The sequence below is a fragment of the Sorangium sp. So ce327 genome, from assembly GCF_051530205.1.
Classification (GTDB): Bacteria; Myxococcota_A; Polyangia; order Polyangiales; family Polyangiaceae; genus Sorangium; species Sorangium cellulosum_B.
This window is the reverse complement of record NZ_CP150330.1, coordinates 10,921,824-10,940,272: the sequence shown is the minus strand read 5'-3', so window position 1 is coordinate 10,940,272 and position 18,449 is coordinate 10,921,824. Positions and strand designations below refer to the sequence as shown.

The 18,449-nt window shown below is 68.6% G+C and carries 21 protein-coding genes and 1 pseudogene; 9 read left to right on the top strand and 13 right to left on the bottom strand.

Features of this window, described 5'->3' with window-relative positions:
* Window positions 1–34 precede the first annotated feature (34 nt).
* Window positions 35–517, top strand: a complete 483-nt coding sequence (locus WME95_RS40955; RefSeq protein ID WP_437904691.1) for a DUF6036 family nucleotidyltransferase — start codon at window positions 35–37, stop codon at window positions 515–517.
* Between the two features lie 124 nt (window positions 518–641).
* Here WME95_RS40955 and WME95_RS40950 read toward each other — a convergent pair whose 3' ends face one another.
* Window positions 642–896 carry a hypothetical protein gene (locus WME95_RS40950; protein ID WP_437904690.1) on the bottom strand — a complete coding sequence of 85 codons (255 nt, stop codon included), beginning with the start codon at window positions 894–896 and terminating at the stop codon, window positions 642–644.
* A complete protein-coding gene (locus WME95_RS40945; protein WP_437904689.1) occupies window positions 893–1,225 on the bottom strand; it encodes a hypothetical protein in 333 nt (110 codons plus the stop codon). The genes WME95_RS40950 and WME95_RS40945 overlap by 4 nt, the downstream gene beginning before the upstream one ends.
* A 160-nt stretch (window positions 1,226–1,385) precedes the next feature.
* Here WME95_RS40945 and WME95_RS40940 point away from each other — a divergent pair, with 160 nt between their 5' ends.
* Complete coding sequence (locus tag WME95_RS40940) at window positions 1,386–1,610, top strand: addiction module protein (RefSeq protein ID WP_437613523.1); 225 nt, start codon at window positions 1,386–1,388, stop codon at window positions 1,608–1,610.
* A gap of 771 nt (window positions 1,611–2,381) precedes the next feature.
* Here WME95_RS40940 and WME95_RS40935 read toward each other — a convergent pair.
* Window positions 2,382–3,086, bottom strand: a complete 705-nt coding sequence (locus tag WME95_RS40935) for an NADPH-dependent F420 reductase (protein WP_437904688.1) — start codon at window positions 3,084–3,086, stop codon at window positions 2,382–2,384.
* Window positions 3,087–3,399: 313 nt separating this feature from the next.
* Window positions 3,400–4,206, bottom strand: coding sequence for an SDR family oxidoreductase (locus tag WME95_RS40930; RefSeq protein WP_437911078.1), 807 nt, complete (start codon window positions 4,204–4,206; stop codon window positions 3,400–3,402).
* Window positions 4,207–4,353: 147 nt separating this feature from the next.
* Between WME95_RS40930 and WME95_RS40925 the strand changes: the two genes are divergently transcribed.
* A complete protein-coding gene (locus WME95_RS40925) occupies window positions 4,354–4,749 on the top strand; it encodes a winged helix-turn-helix transcriptional regulator (protein ID WP_437904687.1) in 396 nt (131 codons plus the stop codon).
* 383 nt (window positions 4,750–5,132) lie between these two features.
* Here the strand turns inward: WME95_RS40925 and WME95_RS40920 are convergent, their stop codons facing one another.
* Window positions 5,133–5,912 (bottom strand): hypothetical protein, encoded by a 780-nt coding sequence (locus tag WME95_RS40920; protein WP_437904686.1) that lies wholly within the window; start codon window positions 5,910–5,912, stop codon window positions 5,133–5,135.
* On the opposite strand from WME95_RS40920, the gene WME95_RS40915 reads away from it, so the two are divergent.
* The 5 genes from WME95_RS40915 (at window position 5,911) to WME95_RS40895 (ending at window position 10,408) form a co-directional block, all read left to right on the top strand.
* On the top strand, window positions 5,911–6,090 hold the full coding sequence (locus WME95_RS40915) for a hypothetical protein (RefSeq protein WP_437904685.1): 180 nt from the start codon (window positions 5,911–5,913) through the stop codon (window positions 6,088–6,090). The two genes, WME95_RS40920 and WME95_RS40915, sit on opposite strands and share 2 nt — an antisense overlap.
* Window positions 6,091–6,395: 305 nt before the next feature.
* On the top strand, window positions 6,396–7,016 hold the full coding sequence (locus tag WME95_RS40910; RefSeq protein ID WP_437904684.1) for a glutathione S-transferase family protein: 621 nt from the start codon (window positions 6,396–6,398) through the stop codon (window positions 7,014–7,016).
* 179 nt (window positions 7,017–7,195) lie between these two features.
* On the top strand, window positions 7,196–8,203 hold the full coding sequence (locus WME95_RS40905; RefSeq protein WP_437904683.1) for a GlxA family transcriptional regulator: 1,008 nt from the start codon (window positions 7,196–7,198) through the stop codon (window positions 8,201–8,203).
* Window positions 8,204–8,284: 81 nt separating this feature from the next.
* Entirely contained in the window at window positions 8,285–8,920 is a 636-nt protein-coding gene (locus WME95_RS40900) for an HD domain-containing protein (RefSeq protein WP_437904682.1), read from the top strand.
* Window positions 8,921–9,184: 264 nt separating this feature from the next.
* Complete coding sequence (locus WME95_RS40895; RefSeq protein WP_437904681.1) at window positions 9,185–10,408, top strand: MFS transporter; 1,224 nt, start codon at window positions 9,185–9,187, stop codon at window positions 10,406–10,408.
* Window positions 10,409–10,417: 9 nt separating this feature from the next.
* On the opposite strand, the gene WME95_RS40890 is transcribed toward WME95_RS40895, so the two are convergent.
* The 8 genes and pseudogenes from WME95_RS40890 to WME95_RS40855 form a co-directional block, all read right to left on the bottom strand.
* Window positions 10,418–11,215, bottom strand: a complete 798-nt coding sequence (locus WME95_RS40890) for an alpha/beta fold hydrolase (protein WP_437904680.1) — start codon at window positions 11,213–11,215, stop codon at window positions 10,418–10,420.
* A gap of 76 nt (window positions 11,216–11,291) precedes the next feature.
* Complete coding sequence (locus WME95_RS40885; protein WP_437904679.1) at window positions 11,292–11,888, bottom strand: dihydrofolate reductase family protein; 597 nt, start codon at window positions 11,886–11,888, stop codon at window positions 11,292–11,294.
* A 166-nt stretch (window positions 11,889–12,054) separates the two neighbouring features.
* Window positions 12,055–12,813, bottom strand: a complete 759-nt coding sequence (locus tag WME95_RS40880) for a nucleotidyltransferase domain-containing protein (RefSeq protein ID WP_437904678.1) — start codon at window positions 12,811–12,813, stop codon at window positions 12,055–12,057.
* A gap of 114 nt (window positions 12,814–12,927) precedes the next feature.
* Window positions 12,928–13,254, bottom strand: a pseudogene (locus WME95_RS40875) (PLP-dependent transferase); the annotation flags it as partial.
* Window positions 13,255–13,345: 91 nt separating this feature from the next.
* Window positions 13,346–13,702: an HNH endonuclease gene (locus tag WME95_RS40870; protein WP_437911077.1), complete on the bottom strand. Its 357-nt coding sequence runs from the start codon at window positions 13,700–13,702 to the stop codon at window positions 13,346–13,348.
* Window positions 13,703–13,749: 47 nt separating this feature from the next.
* A complete protein-coding gene (locus WME95_RS40865) occupies window positions 13,750–13,965 on the bottom strand; it encodes a hypothetical protein (protein ID WP_437741843.1) in 216 nt (71 codons plus the stop codon).
* 317 nt (window positions 13,966–14,282) lie between these two features.
* Complete coding sequence (locus tag WME95_RS40860; protein ID WP_437904677.1) at window positions 14,283–14,846, bottom strand: hypothetical protein; 564 nt, start codon at window positions 14,844–14,846, stop codon at window positions 14,283–14,285.
* A gap of 325 nt (window positions 14,847–15,171) precedes the next feature.
* Window positions 15,172–17,379, bottom strand: coding sequence for a N,N-dimethylformamidase beta subunit family domain-containing protein (locus tag WME95_RS40855; RefSeq protein ID WP_437904676.1), 2,208 nt, complete (start codon window positions 17,377–17,379; stop codon window positions 15,172–15,174).
* A gap of 578 nt (window positions 17,380–17,957) precedes the next feature.
* Between WME95_RS40855 and WME95_RS40850 the strand changes: the two genes are divergently transcribed.
* A complete protein-coding gene (locus WME95_RS40850; RefSeq protein ID WP_437545582.1) occupies window positions 17,958–18,449 on the top strand; it encodes a DoxX family protein in 492 nt (163 codons plus the stop codon).

Sequence of the window (18,449 nt, the reverse complement as noted above, 5' to 3'; positions counted from 1 at the left end):
GCACTGGAGTTCATCGAGGAAGCGAAGGCAGCCCATGGTCACCGACTTTCGTCGCGTCGTTGAAGCGCTCGTCGGTGAGCGTGTCGATTTCGTGATCATCGGTGGGCTCGCGCTGGTAATTCAAGGCTCCAGCCGCACGACGAACGACATCGATATGTGCTACTCGCGCGATCGCGAGAACTTGCGGCGCCTCGCACGCGCCCTGGCTCCGTTCCATCCCACGCTTCGCGGGTTTCCTCCCGAGTTGCCTTTCTTCTGGGATGACCAGACGTTATGGAGCGGGCTCAACTTCACGCTGAGCACGGATATTGGCGCCATCGACTTGCTGGGCGAGGTGCCCGGAGTGGGTAGCTTCGACGACGTTGTGAAAGGGTCGGAGGAAATCCAGCTCTACGGCTCCGCGGTTCGAATCCTGGGGCTGGACGCCCTGGAACGCGCCAAGCGCGCGGCCGGTCGTGCCAAAGATCTGCTCGATCTCGGTGAGATCGCTGCGATCCGTTCGCGCCGATCCCCCTGATGCTGACCGACGTCGGCCCGCGAGAACGAAGCGACGCCGGCTACCGCAAGCCGGCTACCGCAACCTGGGTCGGGTCACCCCCGGTGCAGTCCAGCGACGAGCACGCTCGTATCGAAAGCGAGCTTCACGAGTCTCCCTGGATCCGGTTCGCTCGTGCATCGCGATCGGGGCGATGGTCGAATACTTCGGCCGGCATGGCGGCGTCAGCGTCGACAAGCAGCAGGCCGTGCCGCTCGGTCAGGGTGACGCCCTCACGTCGAGCTGGATGATCTGCAGCAGGGACGTCGCTGGCGGCCTCGTGCGCGACCAGCTCGATCACGCGAAGCCGATCGGTGACAGGGAGGGCGCGGATGGCGGCGACGATCTGCTCGACGGTCATGCCCGGCAGGATGCCATCCCCGCAGCTAGGAAGGAAGTCGAGGAGCGGTCGCAGATGCGCTGAACAGGCGGAACGAGCGCGGCCGCGTCCTCGGCGAGCAACGCCGCCACGTCGTCCAGGAGTTCCGCAACCACGGGCAACTCCTTGTTGTAGCCGCGTATCTGCTCGGGCGTGAGCGGCGAGCTCGTCACGCCCAGCATGTCGGCCACCTCGCGGGTGCTTTGCGGCGTCACAGGCCCGTTGCAGCTCGGCCCCTTGGTGGGGACCGAGCTCTTCTTCGTCGTTGTTCGGAGGGCCATGAAGTCCCCTGGCGGGTTGCGCTGGAGCACGTGGAGCAACCGACCGTGGTTTGGCTAGCCCGAGCTCGGTCAGGTCGCTCCGTGCCTGCACCACGCCAGTCGACGTCGGCCATCGCCGTCGTCGCGGCATCTCCTCGCCGATGGGGAAGCGCACCTGCGCAGCCTCCGAGCCGCGCGGTACAATCCCCCCGTGAACCTTCCCGAGCTGGAAGCCGAAGCCCTGAAGCTGCCCGTCGCGGAGCGCGCACGTCTCGCAGAGACGCTTCTGGAAAGCCTGGATGAGCTCTCCGAGGAGGAGCACAGGCGCCTCTGGACCGAGGAAGCGACGCGCCGGGACGCAGAGCTCGACGCAGATCCGTCCCGGGGGCGACCGGCCGAGGACGTCTTTCGTGACGCCCGCGCGCGGCTCCGGTGACGCTTCCGGTCATCGTTCACGACCGGGCTGAGGTCGAGCTGAACGATCGTGAGCGCGACGTGCGATCTCGACCTGGATGGCGCGCGAGACAGGCGCTCGCGCGGTCGGGCGGTGGGAACCACCCGGCCGCTGCGACGTCCAAGGCGGGAGGACTGCGACTGGCGTACGCGCTCAGGGAGACGACAGCCGGCCGGCCTCGGGAGCCATGCTCGCTCGCCATCGTCGGGGATCACCACCGTGGTACAGGGGATCAGGAGCCCGACGCCGATGCACGATCGCCACACCGAACGAACAGCGGCTGAACCCTCTGACGTCGAGAAGAGCTGGGATCAGCGGATACTCGAGAGAGTCCCCTCTGGCATTGATGCATCGCTCATCGCCGAGAACCTACGCTTGACTCCCACCGAGAGAGTCGAGCGGATGCGGAAAGCACTGGAGTTCATCGAGGAAGCAAAGGCAGCCCATGGTCACTGACTTTTTCGATATCTTCGCTCTCGGGCCGAGCTCCTACGATGAGGTCGAGTTCAGTCGACGGCGAAAAGTCAAGGTCCGCGCCAGCGGAGAGGAGCTGGTTGTCGGATCCTGGGTTCACTTTGATTTCAACCGGTCGGAATGGTTCCAGCGAACAGCACTGTCATCGCTATTGCTCTGAAGCCCAGCCGGTGAAGGCAGGCTCGGGAAGATTCGCTGCATCAGCGACGCTTGGATCAGCCTGAGGAACCTGTGTCCTCGAGGCCGCCGCTGCGGCCGACGATTCCGCTCGCGCTCGGATCAGCTCGGGCTCTGTGACGCGATGAGCGATCGCAGCCAGTCGTCCGAGGCCTTGCGGTACTCGGGGATGCGGCTCCGCTCGGCCGCGGCGAGCGCCTCCTTCAGCCGAGGCGCGTCGAGGTCGTGGATGTAGCCGGGGGTCCCCGGCTGCTGGCGCCACGAGTCCTCGAGGCCGCCCGCGTCGACCGCATCGAAGCCGAGCTCGTCGACGAGACGCATGACCTTCGCCCGCGCTTCCGGCGGATCCCCCGCGATCGGGAGCGCGACGCGCCCCGGCGTGCCCTTCGGCTTGCCCTTCGTGAGCAGGCTCTCGAAGTAGATGTTGTTGAACGCCTTGACCACCGGCCGCCCGATCTGCTCGGCGACCCACGCGCTCTCGACCTGCCCCGCCTCGATGGCCGGGATGCTGCCGTCGCGGACCGGGTAGTAGTTGTTGGTGTCGATCACGACCACGTCGGCGGGCACGCCGGCGAAGAGATCCTTCGGCAGGTCCACGACCGCGCGCTGGGGGATCGTGACGACCACGATCTCGCCGCCGCGCGCGGCCTCCGCGGCCGTGACGGGGGTGGCCCCGCTCTCGGCGGCAAGCTCGCGGAGCGTGTCCGGCCCGCGCGAGTTCGCGATCACGACCTGGTGACCGAGCTTCCCCAACAGCTTCGCCAGCGACCCGCCGATCGCGCCGGCGCCGATGATTCCGATCTGCATTCGTCACTCCTTCGAGCCGAGCCGCCCGCGATCGAGCGCGGACGCCGGCGGTCCAGGTGCATCGTCTGACGCAGACGGGCGATCGCTCGCGCCGTTCACGTCGGGGATGGGCTCTACCACGACCAGCCACCCTCGGCCCGCGCACGAGAAGCACACTGCGCCCCGCCGGCGCTGCGCCCCTGCGCATCCAGCCGCCAGCCCCAGCGCATCGCGCCGGCCGGCTGCTCCGCAAGCCTCCGGCAGCGGCGGCTCAGGCTGGAGGATGGCGCCCCCGCCTCATCTCGGTTGTGCCGAGTGGGTCCGGTGTTTGCCGTCAAACGGTGGGCACAGTGCCCCCGTCGATCAGGTACTCGCTCCCGTGCATGGACGCAGCCCTGTCGGAGGCAAGGAATGCGACGAGCTCCGCGACCTCTTCGGGCCATGCGGGACGCCCGATGGGGATACCACCGAGCGCGTTCATGATGCCCTGCCGGGCCGTGTCCTCATCCGTACCGGCGTCGTCGGCAAGGCGCTTCACCAGGGCCTCGGCTGCCGTCGTGCGGATCCATCCCGGGGCGATCGAGTTCACGCGGACGCCCTTCGGTCCCAGCTCCTTGGAGAGCGCCTCGCTGTACGTGGACAGCGCGGCTTTCGCCGACGCGTACGCGATCGTCGCGTCGTGGAGAGGGAGCCGGCGCTGGATGGACGAAACGTGGAGGACGACCCCCGCGCCTCGCGCGATCATGTGCGGGAGGAGCGCGCGATCGAGGCGCACGGCGGCCATGAGGTTGAGCGACAGCTCGTCGTGCCAGATGTCCTCGGTGAGCGACGCGAAGCCGCCGCCCGGCGCAGAGGAGCCGCCGACGGTGTGGACCAGGATGTCGATCCCGCCAAGCTCGCCCAGGACCGCGCGGACGACGGCGTCCACCCCTGCTGCCGTGGCGAGGTCGGCCTGTACGAAGACGTTCGGCGACTGGCCTTCTGGGAGCGCAGAGCGCGCCGTGGTCGCCGTCACGGCGCCCCCGGCGCCGAGGCGGCGGACGATGGCCTCGCCCGCCCCCTTGGTGCCGCCTGTGACGAGCACGCGCTTGCCGGCGAACTCCTCGGGATCGAGCGAGAATCTTCGGGAGTAGGCGTGCATGGCATCGACGCTCCGCGCGTTCTGCGCGGCGACGTCCCCTGCGAGCGGTTCAGGTACTTGCATGGGCGGTGACTCCTCCTGAGGGACGATGACGCGCGGCCCGGCGCGTGGGCCCCCTCGCGCGCAAAGTTGGGCTAGGCTCATCGGGTGGCAAGAACGCACGAAAAGGTGGGGTACGCACCTGGAGGTGAGTACGACGAGCCGGCGACTCCCGAGATCGCCGCCGAGCGTGTCGAGCAGGCCCTCGAGCTCCTCAAGGGGCGCTGGAAGCTGGTGATCCTCTTCCGCCTCTTCGGAGGGAAGGTGCAGCGCTTCTCGGAGCTCGAGCGCGCCATCCCTGGCATCTCGCAGAAGATGCTGATCCAGCAGCTCCGGCAGATGGAGCGCGACGGGATGATCTGGCGCGTCACGCACCCCGAGGTGCCGCCCCGGGTCGAGCACGGGCTCACCGACTGGGGACAAGCGCTCTGCCCGGCGCTGGACACGCTGCTGCGATGGGCAGCCAAGCGCAACTCGTCCTCTCCCGTCGATTCGCGTTCGTGATGGCTGCCCCAGCGGCCGCTCTTCAACCCGCGCCACCATCGCTGGACCGATCACTTCACGTGGAGCGTCGACGTAACCAGGGTAGAGGGCGCGACTCCATCGGGTAGAGCAACGGTCATCGCGCTCCGGATGAACCGCGCGACGATCGTCGCCGCACGCCGGCGCTGGGCCGAGGTGGGCTGGCACCCGCCCGCGTAGCGACCGGCCGAGGACGTCTTTCGTGACGCCCGCGCGCGGCTCCGGTGACGCTCCCGGTCATCGTTCACGACCGGGCTGAGGTCGAGCTGAACGATCGTGCCCGGGCAGGCGGACGAGAACGCGCGCCCGGGCTCCGGGTCGTCACCGCCGCGGCCTGGGCGCGGTAACAGCCTCACCTCGGGTCGTCAGTCCGAGAAGTTGATCGCCAGGTGGTACGAGGCGGTCTCGGCCTGGTCCACGATCACGCGCATCACCCGGTTGATGCCCGGGGTCGACTCGGAGAAGCGGAGCAGGACGCCTTCGCCGCCGCTGTAGTTACCCAGCGTCTCATCGCGGCCGACGATCCTCTTCCGGAGAACGCGGAGCCGGAGCGAGCCACTCAGGACGTCCGCGTGCCCCTCTGTCGTCTTGGCGCGTCCACCGCTGCTGATGCTCCGGTTACCAGAGCCACCCAGGATACAGTGGTCGGTCCCGGATGTGCAGAAGCGCGCGGAGAAGTCCGCCGCCGAGAACGCCGACGCCGCCGTACCGAGCTCTTCGGCGCGCCCCGGTCCGCGGTCACCTGCGCCGTTCGGCTGCCCTTGCGTCGCCAGGGCCTCCGGGTTCGACAGAAGGTCGCCTCCGCGTTCCGAGGCGATGAGGTCCGGCGGCGCCGGGCGATTCGTCAGGTGCGTGAACAGCTCGCTCGGCAGAAAGCGGCTGATCTGGATCCCGCGCAGCGGATCGAACCCTGTCTTCTCGAAGACGGATCCGATGAAGACGCCCCCCTCTTCATTTCGCAGAAACTCCACGTACCCACCCCCGTCGTAGTCGACTCGCGCGAGCAGGCCCGCCTGGGGGTCGGAGTTCACCTCGAAGTCGTCCTCCATCGTCCCGGCGCCGGCGCTGCAGCCGACAACGGACGCCCCGGCAAGACAGGAGATCATGAAGGCGAATGCGAACGTGAAACGTCGATCGATTTTCATGGCGATTCTCCGCGCTCATTCGACCTTGACCGGCGGTGAGATCGAGACGCGCTCCATCTCGTCCCCCGGCCCGATGCACCTCGGGCGAGCGGCGATGCCCGGCGCAACGAGCTCGATTCCGCAAGAGACGTTCCATGTGCAGGCGACGCACGGCGACGAGCTCGCCGCGGCACCGTGATACGGTCACCGCATACGAGCGCTTCGACGTCGCCCACGAGCCCTCTCCATCGTCCTGCGCCTTTGCGCCTTTGCGCCTTTGCGTTGAACTCTGGCTGCTCCACAGGAGTTGCGCCGTGCGTACGGATGGCGTCGCGGTCAGCTGGCGACGAATCCGGATTTCAGGGCAGCGTGGCCAACCTCGGTCAGGTCACGGCGCCTCGGGCGTGACGTCCTCCAGGTGGAGCGCCATCCACCGAGCGCGAGCTCATGCGCGACGGACGAAGCCCCCTTGCGCCTCGCGCGCGGCGGGGCTCTGCTCGCCGCATGTCAGACCTCACATTCTATTACGCCCCCATGACGAGCGCAGACCGGGTGCACTGGGCGCTCGAGGAGCTCGGCGTCCCCTACGAGAAGGTCAAGCTCGACCTTGCGGCGGGAGATCAGCGCAAGCCCGAGTACCTCGCGCTCAACCCGAACGGCAAGGTTCCGCTGCTGGTCGTGGATGGGAAGCCCATCTTCGAGGGGCTCGCGATCCTGCTCTACCTCGGCGAGCGCTTCGGCGTGGACAAGGGCCTCTTCCCGCCGCTCAACGCCGATCGCGCCGAGGCGTTCAAGTGGATGGCCTGGGGCAACGTCACGCTGTTCGAGGCGACGACGCGGCTCCTGCGCAACACCATGGAGCGCTTCCCCGCCGACGAGCGCAACCCCAAGGTAGCCGAGGGCGCGAAGCAGGACCTCGCGAACGGGATCGAGATCCTCGACCGCGCGCTCGAGGGCAAGGAGTACCTCGTGGGCAACCAGTTCTCGTTCGCCGACGTGTCGCTCGTGACGGCGCTGCCGTTCCTGGCCCGCTTCGGCGTGGACCTCTCGCCTTTCGCGAACGTGAACGCGTGGATCGCCCGCTGCACGAGCCGGCCTGCGGCCAAGCGCGTCAGGCCGGGCTGACGTCTCCGCCCTCGCCCTGACTCCTGCGGAGATCACCAGGAAAGCCGGGCCGCCGATCAGCGCCCGGTCGGCGATGGGCACGGCGGGAGCGTCGTGGCGCAGTCGGCGGCGAGGTCGAGCGCATTCCCGCTCTGCTGCGCTCCCGTCTGGCCCGTCTTGATCTATCTCCCTGTCCCCTCATGCCAGCGAGCTTCACCCAGCCCCGCCTCGTCGTCCTGCTCGCCTTCGAGGGCGTCGCGCTGCTCGATCTCGCCGGGCCTCTCGAGGCCTTCACCGTGGCGACCACCTTGCGCGCGCCGGGCGCGCCTCCGCCTTATCGCGCGATCGTCGCCTCGACGGCCGGCGGGCCGGCGCGCACCACGACCGGGCTCGCGGTCTGTGCCGAGCCGCTCGCGGCGCTCGACGGCGAGGCCATCGACACCCTGATCGTGCCGGGCAGCGGGCCGCCGGAGGCCCCGGCCGTGCCGCCTGATCTCGTCGCCTGGCTCGCCCGCCGCGCGCCGCGCGTGCGCCGCACCTGCGCCGTGTGCACGGGCGCCTTCCTGCTCGCCGCCGCGGGCCTGCTCGACGGTCGCCGCGCGGCGACCCACTGGCGCTCCGCGCCGCTCCTCGCGGAGCGCCACCCGCGCGTCCGCGTCGACGCGGACTCCGTCTACCTGCGCGACGGCTCGATCTGGACCTCGGCCGGTATCACCGCCGGCATCGACCTCGCCCTCGCGCTCATCGAGGAGGACCTCGGGCACCGCGCGGCGATGGCGGTCGCCCGGCAGCTCGTCGTGTTCCTCAAGCGGCCTGGCGGGCAGTCGCAGTTCAGCGCGCCGCTCGCGGCGCAGGCCGCCGAGGGCGGCACCTTCGCCGACCTGCATGCCTGGATGGCGGACCGCCTCGCCGGCGATCTGCGCGTCGAGCGCCTGGCCGCGCAGGCGGGGATGAGCCCGCGCACCTTCGCGCGCGCGTACACGGCCGCGCTCGGGGAGACGCCGGCGAAGGTGGTCGCGGCCATGCGCCTCGAGGCCGCCTGCCAGGCCGTCGCCGGCACCGACCTCCCGCTCAAGCGGATCGCCCACCAGTGCGGCTTCGGCGACGAGCAGAACCTGCGCCGCGCCTTCCTGCGCCGGCTCGGCGTGGGACCGCTCGAGTACCGGGAGCGCTTCTCCGGGAACGCCCGCGCGCCTGGCAGGAAATGACCGCAGTTCGGCGGGGCGCCCCGCCGGCGAGCGCGCACCCTCCTGGAGCTTGGCCTTCGCCGGCAGACAGGAGCCCCCGCCATGACCCCAGAGATCGCCGGAATCCACGCCCCTGACACGCGCCTTGCCCATGACGCGACCGTGCTCGCGCGCGAGGTCTCGGCCCCTTACCTCTTCCACCACGTGATGCGCTCGTACTACTTCGGCGAGCTCGCGGCCCGGCAGCGCGGCATCGCCCTCGACCGCGAGCTGCTCTACCTCTCCGTGGTGCTTCACGACCTCGGCCTGACCGAGCGCTTCGCCGGCCCCGAGCGCTTCGAGGTCGACGGCGCCAACGCCGCCCGCGCCTTTCTCGTCGACCGCGGCCTGCCCCGGGAGAAGGCGTCCCTCGTGTGGGACGCCATCGCGCTGCACACCAGCCTGGGCATCGCCCCGCACAAGGAGCCGGAGGTCGCCGTCGCCCATCTCGGGATCGCGATCGATTACGGCGGCCTCGGGCTAGAGGCGCTGCCGCGCGGAGCGGTCGAGCAGATCCTGAGGGCCTATCCGCGGCTCGAGATGAAGCAGGAGCTGCGGCGCGCCCTCTGCGGCGTCGTGGAGCGGAAGCCCCACACAACGGCCGGCAATTTCCTCGCGGACTACGGCCGCCGCTACGTGCCGGGTTTTCAGCCCTTCGACGCCAGCGCCCTGCTGGAGGGCGCCCCGTTCGACAGCTGAGCTGGGCGGAGCGCTCATGAAGATCGATGCGTCCTTGCTGCGCCAGCAGCGGGCGCGTGCTGCGCGTGTGCTGCTGGAGCAGCAGGCGGCGGGCCGTGGGCTGGCGCCGGCCTCCTGCCGTGGCGCCAGGGGCGGCGAGGCGGTCGCCAGGGGCCTGCTCCGGCTCGGGAGCGTGGTTTGCAAGGCGCCCGCGCGGCAGCACCACCCGATTCGGCACGGCGGACGAACGCGCCGATCGACCGGCCGCTCGCCTCGGTTCGCGTGATGACACCTTCGCCGCCTCTCCCCCAGCGTTATCTCCTCGGCTTCATGGTGCTCGGCCTGCTCGCGGGCTCGAGCAACGGCGTGGCCAAGGTGGTCTTGCCGCTGTATGCCGCCTCGCTCCACGCCTCCCCCTGGCAGATCGGCCTGGTCGGCGGCCTGCAGTTCACGGGCATGCTGCTGCTCTCGATGCCGGTCGGAGGCTTGATCGACCGCCACGGCAGCCGGCCGCTGTTCCGCTTCGGCGGCCTCGCGGGCGCGGCGCTGTACCTGCTCGGCTTCACCCACATGGATCGGCCCTGGCAGCTCATCGCGGGCGTGGTCCTCTTCGGGCTGCTCAACCCGTTTCGCATGGTCGCGACCCAGACCGAGTTCCTTCACCTGCTTCCTCGCCTTGGCCCGCGCAAGGCAGGCTGGCAGCGCGCGTCCCACGCGCTCGGCATGTTCTTCGTGGGCCCGATGCTTGGCGCGCAGCTCCTCGGCCTGCTCGGCTACACCGGCGTGTTCGTTGTGACCGGGCTCGGGCTGCTGGCGACGGTCTTCGTCGGCGATCGCGTGCTCTCCGGGGCTCCTCCCGGCCGCGGGCGCTCGGCCACGCCGCTCCTCGAGCGCCTGCGCGGGCAGGTCGGGATCATCCTGTCTCGCCGCGAGCTGCGCCAGAGCATGCTCATTGAGCTGTGTGGTCAGATGGCGATGTCCTACTTCGCCGTGTTCGTTGTGTTGATCGGGATCCGCGAGTTTCACCTCTCGGTGCCCCAGGCCGCGACCCTCGTGACCCTCCAGGGCGCCGTGTTCGTGCTGACCCTGCTCCTCGCCGGGGGTGCCCTGTCGCCGCTGCGCGACGCTGCGCGCTACGCGATCGCCTTCTCGCTGCTGCTCGCGACCGAGCTCCTGCTCGCTTTCCCCCTCGGCGTCGCGTCGCTGTGGATCGGGGCGGTCCTGCTCGGGCTCGGGCTGGGCGTGCAGCACCTCACGAGCGTCAATCGCTTCGCGGCGCTCACCGCCGAGCTCGGCCGCGGCCGGGTGGGCGGCCTGTTCTCGCTCTCGGGACCGGCCGGGGGCCTGATCGGCGCGGTGGCGGGCGGCTCGCTCGGCCAGCGCTTCGGCCTGTTCAGCGGCTTTCGCGTGCTCGCGGCGCTCTATGCGGTGCTGATGCTGTGGCACGGGCGCGGCGTCCTGACCGAGAACGCCGAGCCCGTCGTGCTCGCCGAGGGCGAGCCGGAGTGACCGCTGCAGCTATGCCAGCTCACGCAAGAACGACAGGACCACCTCTCCCAGGCGCTCGGGTTGTTGAAACGGAAGGCCGTGCCCGGCGTCCTGTACCTGTTCGATTCGTACGCGTGGGTTGAGACCTCGCAGCTCCGTTGCCATCTCGAGCGTGACGACGGGGCTGTCGTCACCGATGACGAGCAGGCTCGGGACGTCAATCGCGCTCACCACGTCGCGATACGCGGGGTTGGGCGGCGTGAGGACGTCGAACGCGTCCATCCGGGTCTTCAGCCTCGCCTCGGCCTGGAGCTCGATGATCTCGGGCGAGCGGTGCGGCTGTCGGGCTCGAGCCCGCGCAACGAGGTCAGACTTCTGCAAGGCGAGGACCTGGCGGTGTTGCTCGGCGACGTCGCTGTCGCACACCTCGCGCTGGCGCTCGGGGCTCAAGAACGTCGGGTCGACAAGGACGAGGCCGCGGAGGATCCCCGCCCCTCGGCTCGCCACCACCGCGGCGGTCATGCCGCCCATCGAGTGGCCAAGCAGAACCGGACGAGAGAGCGAAAGGCCTCGGATGAGGCCCACGACGTCGCTCGCGTGATCGTCGTACCGGTATCCGTGCTGCGGCGCGCTCGAACCGCCGTGCCCGCGGGCGTCGGGCATGACGACGTCGAATTCACCTTCGAGCGCCCGCGCCAGGGGAGTCCAGCAGGCGCCGCTCCCCATCAATCCATGGAGCAGGACGACGGGAACCTTGGCGCCTCCCGTCCGGAGGTAGTGGATGGTGATGCCGTTCGTCTCGCAGACTCCGCTGATCCAGGTCGTCATGGAACTGTCCCTGCCTGCCGCAGCTTCGCACGTGTGATGTCTCCCGTCGCCCATTCGACAGCCCTGGCCCGCAGGACTACGCCTTGCGTACCGGGTAGCGCAGGTGTGTGACGCCGACGCCCGCGATCACCGTCGGGTTGCCAAGGACGGCTGGCGTGCGGGCGAGGTGGTCAAAGAGCCGAACTCCGGAGCCAAGAAGAACCGCCGCGATGTCGACGTGGATTTCGTCGAGGAGCCCAGCATTCAGGCACTGCTGGATGGTGTCGGCGCCGTGGACCCCGACGGACTTCCCGGCGGCGGCGGCTTTGGCCTGGCTCACGGCGCTCTCGATGCCGTCGGTCACGAAGTGGACAGTCGAGTTGGGTCGCGGCCATCCGGCGGGGATGTGGTGGGTGAGCACGAATGCCGGTCCCCAGGCGTGATTTCCGCCCCAGCCCTGGGCGAAGTTGAACGTGCGTCGACCGGTGAGCATGGCACCGAGTTCGGACGTGAGACCGCGAAGGTGCTCGGCGCTCGGCCCGGACACCTTGAACGTCATGGGATCCGACCCTCCGGTGTGGATCTCGACGTCCCCCGAGTTGGCGTACCAGTCGAACACCTCGGCCACGCCATCGTTGAGGTCGGCGACGTAGCCGTCGAGCGACATGGACATGATTGCGACGACCTTCGACATTGCGATGCTCCTCTGGAGGGTGGAGGCTGCGTTCAGGGGACAGGAAAGAGTACCATGGAAATCGACGCTACGACGCATTGGAGAGCGGACGCGGCTTCCGCCGCGTGTGGGGAGCGCAGCGTACCCGCGTGTCGGTCAGCAAGCCCTCGTCGGGCGGCGCTCCGTGTCAGTCGTCCGGCACGGGGACCCTCTCGGAATCCCACTCGAAGAAGCCCCGTGCGCGGATGGTGCGGTCAGCCAGGGCTCGCGCTGCGAGCTGGCGCTCCTCGATCGTGGAGACCCCGAAGAAGCGACGCGCCGCCTCGGCGACTTCACGGTCGCTGCGCTCGACCTCGAGCAGCAGGTGCTTGTTCCCCGGCACCGTCCCGCGCTCGGCGCGGAGGTGGTACCGGAGCATCTCCATGACCGCCTCGCCGAGCAACGCGCTGGCCATGGCGGGATCGCGCTCCACGACGTCCTCGCCGTCTTCCAGGAGTGTCGCCGCTGAATAACGAGCGAACGCGTCCTCATCCGGAGTGAGCACGGCGCGCTTCTTCAGCCACTCGGCGGCCTCCTCCCGGAGGCCGTCGATCGCCTGGCCGCCGAACACAGGGAAGCCGGTGGCAATCATGTGCGCCGCGGAGGGGCGACCGCGCTCGTGCTCGCTGGCGAAGTACGCTCGAATTGCGCGTGCCGGGTTGACGAAGATCTCGACCGGAACGTCGCCGAACCACCGCTGTAGACGCTGCTTGTACGGACGCTCCTGTACGACGAAGATGTCGAGATCACTGCTTCGATCACCTGCGCCGCGGACGACCGACCCCGCGGCGACGATCGCCCGCGGCTCGAAGGTCTCGAATACAAACGCGACGACCGCGCGGAGCGCTGTTGCATACCTCGACGGGAGGTCGGGCCAGCTGCACATGGCGAGCACGTCGGGGCTCATGTTGTTCTCCGAGATCGTCTCATCTGCCGGCCCAACGCGGCGACAAGCTGCGGGTGCGAAACGCCCGTCAGCTTCATCGGCTTGTCAGGCGTAGTCAAGGGAAGATGCCCAGGGTCAAGGCTCCTGAGGTGCGGAAGCCACCGAGGGCTCACTCCCTGTCCGTCGCAGCGCTTGATCCAGGTCGGCCCAGAGGTCCTCGACGTCCTCGATGCCAACGCTGAGCCGGAGCAAAGAAGGCGGGAGATGCTCCTGCCCAGGGATCGCTGCCCGCCGCTCGATCGTAGACTCCACCGCGCCGAGGCTCGTGGCATGCTGAATGAGTCCGAGGTAGGCGCAGACCGCGTTGGCCGCGTCGGCGCCACCTCGGACATCGAAGGAGATGATCGTTCCGAACCCTCGGAGCTGACGCCGCGCGACCTCGTGGGTCGGATGGGACGCCAGTTACATTACATGCCCAACGTCTTGCCGGTGTGCCGCGGCGCGGAGTGCCGCCGGCACCAGGGGCGTGTTCGGCACGTGCCGCTGCGCCGGCTCACGGGTACCGGTTTCGGCGCAATAGCAATGCACGCAGGCGAACTCGGTCCTCGCCATTCATGTCCAGAAGCTGGACTGTGGCGCGCCCCTCGGCCGTCAGCCCTTGAAGCGTACCCTCAATCGCGACCGTGAAGTGCTCGCGCCAAGAGTGACACCTGGGATGATACAACGCCACGAGGATCCCAGTCGTTGGATCGATGGAGGCGATGTTAGGACCCTTCTTCAGATTGCAATGGATGCAGCAGAGGCACAGATTGGCAATATCGTCGGAGCCACGATGCTGCCTCCCGATGATGTGATCGACTTGATGGGGGAGGATTGAAGCTTCTTGAGGAAGCCGGCAGTACTCACACACACCCTGGGCGCGCCGCTGTACGGTCTCCCGCACATCGTTCGAGAGCGTCACGAAGCCGCGCGCATCGTCCAGAACTCCTCGGCCTCGAGCTTGAGGAGGCTGAGCCTGTCGTTCAAGCGGACGATCTCTGCATACTCCCTTTGCTCCTCCGGGGTGAGCGCGCCTTCGGTGCTCTTCTGCGCGAGCTCCTCGACGCGTGGGGAGAGATCTCTGCTGACAGCATCGAGCGCCGCCTCAAGCTGTTCGAGGGTTCGCCTTTCCATGAGGTTCTCCGTTCGACGTCGGCACGGAGAGCATGCCATCCCTCCGCCGTCCCTTCAAGCTCCGCCCGCCTCGGCCGGGCGAAGCAACTCCACGGCCCGGGGGCCGCACGGCCCGTAGCAGGATCCACCCCGTCCGCCGGCGGTGAGGAGCCTGGCTTCGCGGGGCCGTTGCTTACGCCCGTCAGCGTCTTCGGGCAGAGCTCGCTGAGCACCGAGCCCGTCTGCCGAACGACCTGCGGCTCAGCCGCGTAGCGGCGTCGGCTGCTGCCGCTGGCTGGGCAGCTGCGGAGCCGGATCGCTGGACACGGGGAGGCACGTCAGCAGAAATGGCACGTCTGGCGAAGAGCGCAGCCGAGGCATCGCTCGGCGAGCGCCGTGAAGTCGGGCACAGCAAAGGGAAGACCTCCCTCGCGCGAGAACAGGTCTTCGAAGAGCCGGGCAGGCGGAAAAACGTAGTTGCCAAAGGTGATGCTCACCCATGAACGAGCGGCAGCGATTCCGGCGATCTCCATGTGCCCGGCCTTGTAGGGGTAACTGGCGATAGCAACCGGCGGAACGTCCCCGAGATCCACGCGCGCTCCGAAATCGAGCGCCGCGTCCTCGGCGTCGCGGCCTTCGGACATCGACACGGGCACCTGGGTACGATGGCATGTGATCGCGACGTAGTAGACGTCGTCGAACTGCGCCTGCGTCATGTCGATCCGCGCCCCGCCTTGGAGCGCTTCGAGCGCAAGCAGAGGCGGCCGCTTTGGTCGGAGCTCGCTCCAGATCGTGGCTTGAACGTTGTCATCATTCTCCAGAGAATGGCAGAGCTCCTCCGCGGAGTCGGGACGCCGCCACGAGCCCGGATTGCGCCCGCGGTACTTGCCGGCCTTGGGCATCCCGCGCGACATCGTGAACACGAAGGACCCAACGGGCTCGGGGTCCGTCCGCACAAACCGCTCGGGGTCCTTCCCGACGAACCCAGCGCTCATCGCGGCTTCGAGAAACGCCGTCATCGCCTCCGCCTTGAAGGCCAAGCTCGGATCGAGCGGGACGAGCAGATGAGAATAATACATGCTCATGGATTGCCTCGCGGTCCTGGGAGACCTCCGTGAACGAGTCGCCACGTATCGATGGAGGGCGACCGGTACGACGAAGCTGAGGCTCGAACTATCGCCTTCTCGTGCATGTCACCTCCGCTGCCCCGCATCAGGTAGCGCCGATCTACGGCATGTTGTCCGGCGGCTCGTTCCCGGCGCTCACAATGCCAAAGCGCGCGAGCGCGTTGGCGACGAGCGCTGCGAACGCGGGGTCGCTCCAGAGCGCCGAGCCGGCGTTGACGGATCCGGCGTTGAACACGCGCCCCCCGCGCGGACGCTCCCAGTAGATCAGCTCGCCGCCCTGGCTCGTCGCGCCTCTCTCCTGGCCATCCGTCGTGTGAAGGATCTGCCCGAAATAGTCGAACGCGCGCGAGCACGGCAACGTCGAGGTCGCGAGCACCTCGATGCCCGGCTCCGGTGTGGGCTCGGCGGCACCGTAGGGCACCGGAGCCTGCCGCAGTGGCAGTAACGTGGCGATCGTGACGTCGTATTCGTGCCCGACGGCGGCCAGCGTCCCGGTGCCGAGTTTGTCGCCCGCGCGTAGGCCGGTCTCGAGCGGCTGATGAAACAACGGGTGCGCGCCGTCGACTACCGTGTAGGGCGCGAAATCCGCGGAGCTCGCCGCCTCGGTGTACGCGAGGAACATGAGCCCCGAGAGGCTCGACCACGACCGACCGCGATCGCGCAGCAGCCCTCCGCGTTGCCCGTCGGCGGCGTGCCAGCTCTCGCCCCATCGGTCCGTGGATGTCCCGAGGCCGGGACCCACCTTGCGGCACTCCAGGATTGACCGATCGCGATCGTACGCGACGGTCCACCAGGCCGCATTCCCCGTGAGCGACATGAGGCAGCCGCCGCTGGTCAGCCACGCGTCGACGGTGTCGAACATTCGCGTGGTCCAGTATTCGGCATGACCTGCGAGGACGAGGAGCGAGGCGCCTGCGAGCGCCCGCTGCCCCTCGCGATCCAGATCCGAGTCCGCGATCACGTCGTAATCATAGCGCTGTGCCTCGAGCCATGCGTGCGTGAAGTGCTCCGCGCGCACCAGATGGTGGTACCCGGCACCGTACGCGATCGTGTCCGGCGCCGCCGCTGGCAGAGGGATGCGCAGGCCGAGCTGGAAGCCGGGTTGACCACCCCGATGGGGCGCGTAGCAGCTGTGCTGCGGAACGTCACCGCCTTCGCCGCCGAACGGATTCGTATTGTACGCACGCCAGGTGTGCGTGTTCGCGAGGACAACGACGCGCGGCCGCGGTCGCGTGCGGGGCGCGCGCACCACGAATGACACCCATGTCTCGCCGCTCGCGCCCCGAAATCGCGCGCCGTAGAGGCCGGGGCGTGCGTTCGCGGGGATAACGACGGTGTCAGTCGCGGTCCACCCGCAATCGTGGAGATCATCGCGCGCGAAGCGCACCGAGCTCCCCCGATCGGGGTCGGCGTAAGGATCGTACGCGCTGAACTGCGTGACTTTCGCCTCGGCGAACGAAGGACCGCCGATGTTCCACGTCCCGTTGTTGATCATCGTCCCGTGGCGAGCATCGTCGGAGATGTCCGGCGCGAGAACGCCTTCACGATGGTCGAGCGGCCAGCAGCCGAACGCGGGACGCGCCGGAGGGGTCCGACCCCGATCGTTGAACCGGCCGAGGACCTCGGAGGCGGTGAGCGCCTCGGTGTAGATGACGGGCATCGCGAGATCGCCGTCGAGGAACTGATCCGCAACGCCGTTGTTCCCGTACGCGCCCAGCCGGATCGGACTCACACCACCGGCGACGTATCCAGTGAAACCGTTGGCTGCGCTGCGCTGCCCGTCGACGTAGAGGCAGCGCGTGCGGCCATCCCAGGTACCTACGACGTGGTGCCACGTGCCCGGCGTGAGACACAGGCGCGCAGCGCAGTCGCCGGCCTGCTGCCACGCGGCTCCATCACCGAGGTAGAAGTACGGTGTGAGCGTCGGGTCGAGGAAGAGCCCGAAGCTGCACGCCGACGGGTAATCGTGCTGCGTGACGAGCCCGGTCCAAGCGCCCGCCACCGTGGGCCGGACCCAACATTCGATGGTGATCTGGTTCACCACGAAGCCCGGCTGGAGGCCGATCGCGTGGATGTACGACCCCGGATAAACCGGTTGTTGCATGGGCCTGGGCTGCGCCTGTGTCGCGACGATCGTGTCGCTGCCGCGATCGCCGACCACCGTACCGAGCCTCCGGATCTCGATGTCGTACGGCGTATGGCTGCTCACGTAGAACTTGATACGCTCGCCCGGGTAGACACTCTCACGGTCGGCGTACGCGTGCAGCCCGGCGAGATCGATGCGGCGGTGCGGCGGCAAGGAGCTCATTGATGGATCTTTCCTTCTTTACGGAGCTTGGTGCCGAAGGTGCGATTCGTGTGAACCCTCAAGCGGGAGTACCTCGATGTATTGCCTCCCAGCGTCGCAATCAGCTGTGCTGCGCGACATCTGTTCGCGTTTTGCATGTAGGCTGCGAACCGTGGTGCCCGATCACCGTATTCTCGCGGATGAGTCGCGGCATCTTGTAGCATATCTTCGTATTCCCGTGGATAGGTCGCGATGTGCCGCAGGCGATCTGCGCATCTCCGGAGATAGGCCGCCGCTGCATGACTACGTACCCCCGTTGATGGGCTTCGGACGGCGACGGTGCACTGCGAGGCAAGATGCGTGCCTGTGGTGGGTTGCCTCGGGCGACTGAAGTGCGGCCGAATTGTCCGCGGTTCGGCCTGCCGCTCGATCTTCCTGCATGGCCGCGGCGCTCTTCCGGCGTCACCGCAGGCGCCGTTCCGGCGCGTCCGCCGGGCCGGGCGCCCGGTCAGCGGCGGCGCGGCGGTTTTTTTTCCGGCGACCGATGATTCCTGGTGAGGCCGGGGGTCTACGGGGTGAATCCCAGCACGGAGGCACCCATGACCGCGATCTCCACCAGCATCCATCATCGTGACCAGGATCTCACCACCGGGCCCCGGGCCGAGGCGCCGGCCAGCGTCGCAGCGCCCGGCGCGGCGCCGTCCAGGCGAGCGCTGTGGGCGGGACGCGTCCTGAGCGGGCTGGGCGTGCTGTTTCTGACGTTCGATGCCGCGGTGAAGGTGCTGCAGCTATTCCCCGCGGATGCAGCCACGGCCCAGCTCGGATTCCCGGTCAGCCTCGTCCCCACGCTCGGCTACCTTCAGATCGCTTGCCTGGTCACGTACCTGATCCCGCGCACCGCCGTGCTCGGCGCGATCCTGTGGACCGGTTACCTGGGCGGCGCGATCGCGATCCACGTGCGGGTCGGGAGCCCGCTCTTCAGCCACACGCTCTTTCCGATCTACATCGCCGCGCTCCTCTGGGCGGGGCTCTGGTTGCGCGACCGCCGCGCGCGCGCGCTGCTCGCGAGCCCGGCGTCGCTCGACCGATGA

Coding starts and splice junctions, on each gene's coding strand:
- WME95_RS40955 (WP_437904691.1), top strand. CDS start 35: ATGGTCACCGACTTTCGTCGCGTCGTTGAAGCGCTCGTCGGTGAGCGT.
- WME95_RS40950 (WP_437904690.1), bottom strand. CDS start 896: ATGACCGTCGAGCAGATCGTCGCCGCCATCCGCGCCCTCCCTGTCACC.
- WME95_RS40935 (WP_437904688.1), bottom strand. CDS start 3,086: ATGCAGATCGGAATCATCGGCGCCGGCGCGATCGGCGGGTCGCTGGCG.
- WME95_RS40930 (WP_437911078.1), bottom strand. CDS start 4,206: ATGCACGCCTACTCCCGAAGATTCTCGCTCGATCCCGAGGAGTTCGCC.
- WME95_RS40915 (WP_437904685.1), top strand. CDS start 5,911: ATGGCGATTCTCCGCGCTCATTCGACCTTGACCGGCGGTGAGATCGAG.
- WME95_RS40920 (WP_437904686.1), bottom strand. CDS start 5,912: ATGAAAATCGATCGACGTTTCACGTTCGCATTCGCCTTCATGATCTCC.
- WME95_RS40910 (WP_437904684.1), top strand. CDS start 6,396: ATGTCAGACCTCACATTCTATTACGCCCCCATGACGAGCGCAGACCGG.
- WME95_RS40905 (WP_437904683.1), top strand. CDS start 7,196: ATGCCAGCGAGCTTCACCCAGCCCCGCCTCGTCGTCCTGCTCGCCTTC.
- WME95_RS40900 (WP_437904682.1), top strand. CDS start 8,285: ATGACCCCAGAGATCGCCGGAATCCACGCCCCTGACACGCGCCTTGCC.
- WME95_RS40895 (WP_437904681.1), top strand. CDS start 9,185: ATGACACCTTCGCCGCCTCTCCCCCAGCGTTATCTCCTCGGCTTCATG.
- WME95_RS40890 (WP_437904680.1), bottom strand. CDS start 11,215: ATGACGACCTGGATCAGCGGAGTCTGCGAGACGAACGGCATCACCATC.
- WME95_RS40885 (WP_437904679.1), bottom strand. CDS start 11,888: ATGTCGAAGGTCGTCGCAATCATGTCCATGTCGCTCGACGGCTACGTC.
- WME95_RS40880 (WP_437904678.1), bottom strand. CDS start 12,813: ATGAGCCCCGACGTGCTCGCCATGTGCAGCTGGCCCGACCTCCCGTCG.
- WME95_RS40865 (WP_437741843.1), bottom strand. CDS start 13,965: ATGGAAAGGCGAACCCTCGAACAGCTTGAGGCGGCGCTCGATGCTGTC.
- WME95_RS40860 (WP_437904677.1), bottom strand. CDS start 14,846: ATGCCCAAGGCCGGCAAGTACCGCGGGCGCAATCCGGGCTCGTGGCGG.
- WME95_RS40855 (WP_437904676.1), bottom strand. CDS start 17,379: ATGAGCTCCTTGCCGCCGCACCGCCGCATCGATCTCGCCGGGCTGCAC.
- WME95_RS40850 (WP_437545582.1), top strand. CDS start 17,958: ATGACCGCGATCTCCACCAGCATCCATCATCGTGACCAGGATCTCACC.